This window comes from Corynebacterium sp. MSK310, from assembly GCF_030227355.1.
Lineage (GTDB): Bacteria > Actinomycetota > Actinomycetes > Mycobacteriales > Mycobacteriaceae > Corynebacterium > Corynebacterium rhinophilum.
Genome location: NZ_JASPFZ010000017.1, coordinates 18,505 through 27,938, shown reverse-complemented (window position 1 = coordinate 27,938; position 9,434 = coordinate 18,505). Strand labels below are relative to the sequence as shown.

General features: G+C 55.6%; 10 protein-coding genes, 1 tRNA gene and 1 pseudogene. 8 read left to right on the top strand and 4 right to left on the bottom strand.

The window, feature by feature from the left end; translation table 11 throughout:
• Positions 1-122 (top strand): IS3 family transposase (locus QP891_RS11875; RefSeq protein WP_349835862.1); only part of this gene is annotated, 122 nt, incomplete at its 5' end.
• A gap of 260 nt (positions 123-382) precedes the next feature.
• On the opposite strand, the pseudogene QP891_RS11995 reads toward QP891_RS11875, so the two are convergent.
• Positions 383-504: pseudogene (locus tag QP891_RS11995) on the bottom strand (transposase-like zinc-binding domain-containing protein); the annotation flags it as partial.
• A gap of 298 nt (positions 505-802) precedes the next feature.
• On the opposite strand from QP891_RS11995, the gene QP891_RS10435 reads away from it, so the two are divergent.
• On the top strand, positions 803-1,369 hold the full coding sequence (locus QP891_RS10435; RefSeq protein WP_284771151.1) for a hypothetical protein: 567 nt from the start codon (positions 803-805) through the stop codon (positions 1,367-1,369).
• A 492-nt stretch (positions 1,370-1,861) separates the two neighbouring features.
• On the opposite strand, the gene QP891_RS10430 is transcribed toward QP891_RS10435, so the two are convergent.
• Positions 1,862-2,302 (bottom strand): MFS transporter, encoded by a 441-nt coding sequence (locus QP891_RS10430; protein WP_284771152.1) that lies wholly within the window; start codon positions 2,300-2,302, stop codon positions 1,862-1,864.
• Positions 2,303-2,334: 32 nt separating this feature from the next.
• Positions 2,335-3,129, bottom strand: a complete 795-nt coding sequence (locus QP891_RS10425; RefSeq protein WP_284771150.1) for an MFS transporter — start codon at positions 3,127-3,129, stop codon at positions 2,335-2,337.
• Positions 3,130-4,812: 1,683 nt separating this feature from the next.
• Here QP891_RS10425 and QP891_RS10420 point away from each other — a divergent pair.
• On the top strand, positions 4,813-5,742 hold the full coding sequence (locus tag QP891_RS10420) for a DUF418 domain-containing protein (RefSeq protein WP_284771149.1): 930 nt from the start codon (positions 4,813-4,815) through the stop codon (positions 5,740-5,742).
• A 1-nt stretch (position 5,743) separates the two neighbouring features.
• Entirely contained in the window at positions 5,744-6,949 is a 1,206-nt protein-coding gene (locus QP891_RS10415) for a trypsin-like serine protease (RefSeq protein WP_284771148.1), read from the top strand.
• On the opposite strand, the gene QP891_RS10410 is transcribed toward QP891_RS10415, so the two are convergent.
• Entirely contained in the window at positions 6,946-7,974 is a 1,029-nt protein-coding gene (locus tag QP891_RS10410) for a prephenate dehydrogenase (protein ID WP_284771147.1), read from the bottom strand. The two genes, QP891_RS10415 and QP891_RS10410, sit on opposite strands and share 4 nt — an antisense overlap.
• A gap of 39 nt (positions 7,975-8,013) precedes the next feature.
• On the opposite strand from QP891_RS10410, the gene QP891_RS10405 reads away from it, so the two are divergent.
• The 4 genes from QP891_RS10405 to QP891_RS10390 all read left to right on the top strand — a co-directional run bounded on the left by QP891_RS10405 (position 8,014) and on the right by QP891_RS10390 (position 9,385).
• Entirely contained in the window at positions 8,014-8,493 is a 480-nt protein-coding gene (locus QP891_RS10405; protein ID WP_284771146.1) for a tRNA adenosine deaminase-associated protein, read from the top strand.
• The gene (locus QP891_RS10400) at positions 8,480-8,956 is read left to right on the top strand and encodes a nucleoside deaminase (RefSeq protein ID WP_284771145.1); all 477 of its coding nucleotides are present in this window, start codon (positions 8,480-8,482) and stop codon (positions 8,954-8,956) included. The genes QP891_RS10405 and QP891_RS10400 overlap by 14 nt, the downstream gene beginning before the upstream one ends.
• A 47-nt stretch (positions 8,957-9,003) precedes the next feature.
• Entirely contained in the window at positions 9,004-9,204 is a 201-nt protein-coding gene (locus QP891_RS10395) for a CsbD family protein (protein ID WP_005276418.1), read from the top strand.
• A gap of 93 nt (positions 9,205-9,297) precedes the next feature.
• Positions 9,298-9,385 (top strand) — tRNA-Ser (locus tag QP891_RS10390).
• Positions 9,386-9,434: the final 49 nt, after the last annotated feature.

Sequence of the window (9,434 nt, the reverse complement as noted above, 5' to 3'; positions counted from 1 at the left end):
GCCATCGTGAGGAACTAGAGAAAGCGATTCATGAATATGTCGACTTCTACAACGAACGAAGAATCAAGCTTGAGTTCGGCGGATTAAGCATCAATCAACGCCGACGCAAGCTGCTACTCTGAATAGTCCTAAAAAATGTCCGCATCCCCAAATGTGTTGTTTTCCGGCGTGTCGGGGTAAACGACATTTTGTGTTGGTGGACTGCGTGGTTTAGGGCATGTGGCCTTTGTGTATTCCCATAGAGTGGTTGTAGGTACTGTCGAAAGTTGCTGGTCGGCCGTATTCACGGCCGATGGTGGCTTGTGTTTCTTGGTTGGCTAGGGTGTGTGCTTTGGCTCGTGGGTCTGCGCCCTGATTCGTCCACTTTCCTGGGTCGGCCTCTAGCGCGAGTGGCAGTGGCTTTACAGGCGTTCCATCGCCATCGCTGGCGGATTGGTGCTTGTAGTCCCGTATTTTGGTGCACGCCCTGCTACAGACGGGGCATCGAGGATGATTCTTACTCATCCATTTATCGTGAACCTAGGCGCCTAGCACATCAGCACGCCCCCGGCGGTATTTCAGGTCCGAGGCTGCGTTATTCCTCCGGATAAGTGAAATAGTCCTAATACCAGCAGGCCAGACGGGCTAAACATATAACTTCACCAACACATCCTGTCGTTTAGGTCGACGTGTCCATCATCTGGGGTTGGGCCCGAACTGCTAACACCAGCAATGGATCCCGGAATCAGGATAATGACAATCATTACTAAGAGTGTCAATTTATGTTACTTTAAATAAGTCGTCGCGTACGGAAAGGAAAGTTATGAACAAAACATTAAAAGCTTCCGCTTCTCTTTTGTCTTCTCTGCTGCTACTTCCTGCCTTGTCCGGAATGGCTCAAGCGGAAACATCACAGGGGGTACAAGAGGGGCCGAAAACTATCTTTGGTGGAAACTACCAAAATACAGACCCAACGGCCTATAATTACCTTCCCGAAGGTAGCGACCCAGTTCCGAGCGTCGAAGACAGATCAGCATTCGGCGCGACTACAATCAATGGTTTTGGATTTACGTTTAATGGTCATAATTTTGAGGTTCCTGTAGTGAGTCTTGAACATTCGATTAAGGGGAAAGGTGGTCACATAGAGAGCGAAAGTGCGTCGGCAACGTTTACTAACGGAACGATGTGCAACTGGCGAGTTGACTACCAAAACAGAGACGAAAACGGGATCCATGTGACGCGCAAAGGTAAAACTCACAATGATTGTTCCTTCGGTCATGCGCACGATGACGGATTTCAAAATTTTGACGTTAAGGGCAATGCTGAGTGTGCACGTCTATTTGTAATGGGAGAATATAAAGGAGAACAGTGTCACGCAATTCATCCTTAGAGGTTCTGTTAAAGATTGCGATTTGTGTATCACTGTTGCTCTGTCTCGGTTATGTTATCGGCGGGTTGAATGCGATTTATGTTGCTAAGACCTTGGCTGAGACGGCTTCTACCTCATCGTCAGACATCTTCCGCAGGCTAGAAAACGGCTTATTTTATTTTAGAGTTGCCGGAGTTTTTGCGGTTGTTTTCCTTGCGGGAACTTACGCAGTTTGGCGCAGGGCCAATAAGCTCCGTAAGCGAGAGTAATCCGGTTATTGGCTTTTCGGCTCGGTTGTTTATTGGATGTGGATTTGGGGTAGTGGGCCCGCCCCGGTACCAACTACCCAGAACACAGCAGTACCGAGTCCCCAGAACACCGGTACCAAAACCTCGCATCTGACAATTGGAGGCCCGGTTTTCGCGGTCTTTATCTTCCAAACCTCAAGCTCCTCTCCCAATAGGTTGCGTCCGGTAGCGTGGAGTCTCCACTTTCTGGGAGGTCAGGCCCGAACTACTCGCATACGGGGAGTAAATTGAACTCGGATGCTTTAGGTAGTGTGCGCAGGACTGAACTTGTCGCTATCAAACAGGAGATAACCGAGCACAGAGCGCATAGTGCCATGCTTGCCTGAAAACCAATTGCGGCGAGAAATGTACCCGCGCTGGCGGAGGCGATGATTGGTAGCAATCCCATCATCAGACGCGCTCCTGCCGAGCATTTTCCTATTTTTTCGGGAGGCGCTGATAACGCAAGCAGTCCTCCGGAGTACGAGTTGCACGCAATGGAGGGAACTACGATGAAAAATGCTGCAACTGCGATAAGTGGCCAATACTGAGAAAATACAAGAAGTAACAGGTACCACAGTAGTTCCCATAACATCGTTGCTCGGATGATGTTTCTTCCTGGCAAATGCTTGATGAGGCGGTCTTGAAGAAGCCCTCCAACAATCATTCCAAGGGCGAACATGGCTGAGGTGAGGCCGATTATCCAACCATCAACTTTGAGGTATGCCAGCCATAGGTCAATGGACGCGATGAGGAAAAGTTGGCGAAGTTGGAGAAGATATCGATGCTGAAGATTGTTCGAAGCATCGGATATTTCCAAATCCAAGCCAAAGAATATTTACTATCGGACCAGAACTCTTTAAACGAATACTTCTGCTCATTGTTTGACTTCCCCAGGTCCTTACTGATGGTTCTTGAAGCATAAAGCGGACCCAACCCACACAACGTTTGTGCAATGAAGGGAATAACCGGGGCTAGGCCGTAGAGAAAGCCTCCTAAAGGTAGTCCGAGCATCCAGATGATGTTGTCTCGAGTTTGGTTACGGCCTTGCGCTTGAACAAGCAAATTCTCAGGAATGATGAATCTCAAAATGGCGTTGGTTAGGCCTCCGAACGTGCCTGTAATCATTCCTGCAAACAGGCTAAAGAAGAACAAAAGTGGGAAATTGAATTTGCCCAAGTAAAGCAGTAGCGAGAAGGTTGACCAGATACCAATTTGGCTCAGCCCGTAGAAGAGAAGTAACTTCTTCTTGTTAAAACGATCGATGATCATCCCGGCTGGGATCGTCATGATCATCGAGCCTGCCGAGCTTGCGGCTCCAATCACTCCCGCTTGACTTAGGCTTCCAGTGAGGTAGTAGCTCGCAAGTGAAATAGGGATAGCTACGAGTGATGCCCCTAAGGCGCTTGCTGTATCAGCGAAGAACCACCGTAGATAGTCAGGATGGTTCTTGCGTACGATGGTCCAAAATTTTTGATCAGTATAATCCTGCATCGTGTCTCTCAATGTTTGACAACCGCGACTGAAAGCTCATGCGCGCAGCATGAACCCAGCGTCGGATTTCCGAAGTGGGTAATTCTCACGGGTCAACTTCTTGACCCGCCGCAACTTGCGGTGTGTCAAATGAGATTTATTGATGCAGTAAGGTGAACATGATGTGCTCCAGGTACTATGCCATTAATCTTGAATCAGTGCCGATAAACTTCCCCAGAGACACCGGCTTCTCCTAGTGTGGTGGCTGGGTCGTCGTAGAACTGGGAAACGAGTGACATGTTCCCCTTCATGCGTTCAATAAACTTAATGTCCATAACGGCAGGCAGGTAGCTCTTTTCGAAAGCTGTGGAACATGACGTGTGTCACTTTCTGCGACGTATCTCACACAGTAGGGGGCGATTATGCCTGCTGTCAATAGTTTTGCCTGAAATTCCGGTTTCTAAATTTGATTCCATCCGGTGCTGGCGGTGCGAACGTCCGTATGGTTAGGTGGGGCTCGCCTGAATGGATGGCAAGGGTTTAATTTTGGATCCAGCAAAAATAGTGTTGTCACGCTGCATATCGAAGTCCTGAACGCCCTGAATGGTGACCGTATGGCCTGGCTTGTGTGGTGCATATTTGGGATTAGCTTCGGCAGTAGATTACCAATCTTGCCAACCTCACTGAGCTGGATATCAGGTGCCCACCAAACAGGGGCTAGGTCCCGGCTCGCCTTGAAGTCAGCGTGAGTTGATGGACCGCAATAATTAAGCCTTGCTTTGCTGCGGCACGGATCTTGGGGCAAGGAATATGAATGTAGTTCCTGCCCCAGGACATCCCAGGTAATTCCTGAGATGGCGGTCAAGGCGCCGCTCAGTGCGGTGACTACGGCAATGACGTCAATGCTGTCCGCCAAAAATAAGGCTAAGAGGTGCCCGGTATAAGCGGCGCATAGGGGTATCTGGAGGAGGTTTCAGTGCACCTTTTTCCACACGGAGGTAGGGGCCGCAGAACCGATAGAACCATGATCCTGGCTGGAAAAGCTGGGGTCGGTATTTTGTCCAGGGCCAGCGATGAAATTAGTTTGGCGGACCACAGCGCAATGAGGACAAAGGTGAGCAGTCTGCCGCTGGAGTCCAACTTGAACGATTGGATGGCAAAAGCGGTGGGGATGAGGCCATCGCCAAGCGTGGAGGCCACCACGGCAAACACTAGGTTTCTAGCGCGTGTTTTGAGCATGTGTCCTCTTTCGGTTGATTTAGGGGGAGGAATGAAGAGGGACCGAACTTCGTGATCATTTGCCAGACAGTTTGAGCGCTTTTCATAGGTGCCAGGAAGCATCCTGACAGAAAAGAAACTATCAGAATAAAGGTATGGAGGGGGTAATCGATTATCTATAGCAAAATAGCAGGTAAGTATGGGTTTCTGGGGTGAATTAATTGCGTGTAGTTGGCGGTGATGCGCGCTGCGGTGGGTCCTCCGGAGTGTGTTGCCGCCGGGAAATTGGGTGAAATTGTGTGCGGTTAGCGGGAAAGTGGGGCCGCGGGATTGGTTGGGCCAATGACGGCATTTATAAGGTACAGAACATGTAAAGTGTTGATACAGCAACCTCCCAGACTTCCGTTGTAGAAAAAGAGAGTCGTTAAAAACATGGGCCGTGGTGGAGACCGCTGCGTCCCATCACATCGTGAAGGAGAGTGCTAGGTGAGTACATCATCGCGCATCGTCGGGCTGGATTTGGCTCGTTCACTTGCCATTATTGGCATGATTATTTTGCACATGGCCTCGTTGGTATGGAGTACCAAGGTCATATTGTCGGGCCTTCCGGCCGCCCTATTTGCCATCGTCGCCGGCGTGACGATGATGCTCATTAGCAAGAACTATTCCGTACAGACGCTGCTGCGCCTGATTGCCCGTGGCGCCATCATTACGCTTATCGGACTGGCACTGCTCCCGGTTGGCGGGCAGATTCAGGTCGTGCTCGTTGCTATGGGTATCACCATGATGGTGGTCTCCTGGGTGCCACCGCTGAACATGTGGTGGAAGCTGGCCCTGTTCTTCGTCGCCGCCATCGCCTCAACCGTGCACTACGCGCCGTTTACCCTGCCGCAGGTCTATCCGCTGCTGGCATGGATCGCGTATTTCATCGCCGGCATGCTGCTCTTTGAGGTCTACATCCGCCCAGGTAGCTTCCGCACGGCGCTGCAGTGGATTGTTACCGCAGTCAGCGCGGTGATTGCCGCGGTTGGCACCTACTTCCGCTTCGAGCCGGATATTCCCAGCTGGCTGCGCTTTACCGGCCACACCGGCGTAGCGGGCGAAATCCTGCTCTCCGTTGCAGTGGCAGCAGTGGTGCTGCACCTGTGCCTGCTCATCGGCAGCGCGGTACCCAAGCTCGTCTACCCCTTGGCCGCAATGGGCACGATGTCCCTGACCGTTTATGTCTTGCACGTGCTCTCCGCCTATTACTGGCAAAGCAACATCTCACTGCACAACACCGCGTGGGCATGGGCATTTATTGGCCTATTCCTCGTGCTCGCCACCATCTGGCGGAAATTCCTGGGCCAAGGCCCCCTCGAAAAGGCCGTCTCCTCCGCCGTTAAACTCGCCGTTCCTGCTGGAAAGAAGGACTAACATGTCGCGTAAATTTGCTACCGCTTTGACCACCGCCGGCATCATCGGGATGTTGGCGGCCCCCGCCAGCGCCCTTGAGCACGGCGAACCCGCCCCCGATAACGCCGAGTCCCGGACCGTCGCCGCGCTCAAGATGGGCCGGATAGGCAACTTCGGCGACTGCACCGGCACGCTGGTGGATAAGCAGTGGGTGCTTACCGCCCGCCACTGCCTGCAATCCGTCAATAATGAAGGCACCCAGGCCCGCCTGGGAGACAAGGTCTATGACGCGGATTCGTGGGCGCTATCCCCGCTTTCCGATGCCGGACTGCTCCACCTCACCGAGCCCGTAACCGATATCAAACCGGCCAAGATCTCCACCGATATTCCCGAGACCGGCGACCTTGGCACCCTATATGGCTGGAGCAGCAGCTCCTCCATGGCGCGCAAGGGCCAGCTGCCGATGGCAGAGATGAAGGTCTCCGAAATCCTGGGCGGCGGGCCAAGCGATGACGCCGCACAGAAGCCAGGCGCCGGCAAGGAAGCCCCGGAAGGCTACGAGTCCGTGCCAGCTGAGGAAGCCATGCCCGGTCTCAAGATGCCGGGCGGCTCCAAGCCGGATGCCGGCATGAAGGTCCCTGAAGGCTACGAATCCGTGCCCGCCGAAGAGGCCATGCCCGGCTTCAAGATGCCGGGATCTGGTTCGGGATCGGATAAGCCCAAGGTGGTCTCGCCGGGTGCCACCAAGCCGGGCGCCGAGCAGCCGCAGATTGTCAAGCCTGACGGCAACGGTGGGGAAGTAATGCAGCCTGGCCAAGGCGGCATGGCCCCGATGATCAGCAGCCCGATCCTCGATGTCCACTCCACCGGTAATGCCGGCATGCAGGGTGGCGATTCCGGCGGACCGTTCTTCGTGGGCGGAAAGCTTGCGGGCCTAGCTACCGCGGGTACTTCCAATGCGGACCCGGATTTGCCCTCCCCAAGCGCGGCTATCACCACGCTCGCCGGCACTAAGGACTGGGTAGACGGCGTGATCAGCGGCAAGGATAAGGACGCCATCTTGACCGCGGAGACCACGCCTACCCCGCAGGCAACGCCGCAGACCAGCGGCGACCGCCCGTGGATCTACTTCACGGTAGCGGCCATTGGCCTTATCGGTGCCGCGGCGGCTGCGCGCACCTTCGCTACCGGTGCTGGCAACGGTGCCGCCCGCACGTCGCGCCGCTAAAAAATCTCGATGCGCCCGCCCAAGGATTCGGTCTGGCGCAGCTGCGCCACCCACTTCGGGCCACCGGGGTGCAGGCGCAGCACCGGGCGGGAGGAAATCTTGACCGGGGAGACCGATTCCTTGCGCGCGCCCGACCTGGCTTCGATGCGGGTGCGGGCGCGGTAGCCGGCATCGGCAAGCTCGGCGATGGAAGGCTCGGGGGCGGCGAGCTTCTCCCGGGCATCGTGAAGCAACTCCAGCGCCTCATCCAAGGCCTCTACCAGGGCCGGGGCATTGGTCTCGCACATCTGCCGCACGAGATCCGGGCGGGTTCCGGCCACCCGGGTCGCATCCTTGAAGGAACCGGCGGCTAGAGACTGCGCCAAAATGCCGCCATTATCGCCCACCGTGGCGAGAGTCTCCGCAAAAATATGCGGCAGGTGGGAAATGCGAGCGACCGCCGCATCGTGGTTGGCCACACGGATGGGCACGGCCTCTGCATGCACCATCTGGGTCATGCGCACGACGTCCGTAAAAGTCTCAATCCATTTCTTAGGAATCTTTTCCCCGCGCGCCTCATACTCAGCGGCGTAATCGTAGGTAATTCCCCACGCGGCGCGGCGGAAAAGCCCCGTCTGGGAGTGATCCCATCCCGATTTCGAGGTACCCGCCATCGGGTGCCCGCCTACGTAGCGATCCTCCATGCCGCGGTCACAGACCTGCTGGCGCACGGGAGTCTTTACGGAGACCACGTCAGTGATGCCGCAGCTAGGGGCGTGTTCCTGAATAGCATCCAAGACGCTACCCACCGCGGTCATGGGAACGGCTATCACGATGAGCGCCTCTTCAACCTCGGCGCGGTTAAGCACCGCCGGCAAGTCATCATTGACGTCAAAGCCCTGCTTGACTGCGGTGCGAGCGGCGGACGTCGAGTGGTTGTATCCAAATACGTCGTGGTTATAGCCCGCGAGATCGCGCAGCAAGGAACCACCGATGAGGCCGAGGCCGATAATGCAGATGGGGCGTTGAACATCTTGAGAACTCACGGTGACAATTGTGGCACAACACGACTAATCTCACGAGGTATGAGCAACGAAAATTACTCTTTCGCGGTTACCGTCGCCCGCAACGAGGGACAATGGGTCGTGCGCAGCTTCGATGATGACTTTGAGGACCCGCAAACCTCCATCACCGCGGTGCGCTCCCTGCGCTCTGAAGGCGCAGCTTTCGCCCTTCTCTGCGTAGAGGACGCCTACTTCATTGCCGTGCGGCCTATGCCCGGCGGGGTGAAAATGCTAATTTCAGACGCCACCTATGGCGTTGATGATGACTTTGCCGCGGATTTCATGGAACTCAATGACTACGAGATTCCAGACGTGGACCCGGAAGAGGCTGACCCCTACGGTGAGGGCGACTTCGATATTTTCGCTGACCTGGGCCTATCCGAAGATCAGGTGGGCTACATCATCGATGATGAGGACGATTGGCCCTCCGATATGCTCCTGCGCATCGCCGGCGACCTGGGCTTTGGGGATGAGCTAGAAGACGTCATTGATAACGCCTAAGCCCCTGCAGCGCGCGCAGAAACGCATGCAGCGCGCCCTCGCGGTGGCGCGCCAGACCCCCGCCGGGGATGTGCCGGTTGGGGCGGTGCTTTATGATGCCGCCGGTCGCGAGCTCGCCACCGGTGTCAACCGCCGCGAGCAATTGCGCGATCCCACCGCCCACGCCGAGGTCGAGGCCATCCGCCAGGCGGTGCGCATCCACGGCGATGGCTGGCGCCTGACCGGCTGCGAGCTCGTGGTCACCTTAGAGCCCTGCGCCATGTGCGCCGGCGCCCTGCAATCCGCCCGGGTGAGCTCGCTGGTTTTTGGCGCCTTTGAACCGAAGACGGGTGCGTGCGGCTCGCTTATCGATGTCCTGCGCGCCCCCACCGCGCCCTTTACCCCTCAGGTCCGCGGTGGCGTCCTCGAAAAAGACTGCGTGGCGTTGCTGGAAAAATTTTTCACCACACTGCGCGAAAAGTGAGTATAGTTGCAGTCACACAGTATCCGACTCATTTAAGGAGAGAGAAAATGGGCGATTTGGAAAACAAGAAGGACGACCTCGCAGGCAAGGCAAAGGAAGCTTTCGGCGAGGCAACCGGTAACGAAGACGTAGCCAACGAAGGCAAGGCCGACCAGGTCGCCTCCGAGGCTAAGGACAAGCTGTCCGATGCTGCTGACAGCATCAAGGACAAGGCCAACGACATCATCGGTGGCCTGAAGAAGGACTAATTTTATAGTCCCTTCATAGCGAAATCGCTGCGCTGGCTTAATGCTGGCGCGGCGATTTTGTTGCATCGGGGGTCCTCCCGTAATCTGGAACGCGGTGGCGTGTCCGAGCGGCCGAAGGTGATCGCCTCGAAAGCGATTGTTGGGTAACCCCCAACCGCGGGTTCAAATCCCGCCGCCACCGCGCAAGGCCCCGACCTGTTAATGCAGGTCGGGGCCTATTTTTGTTTTCT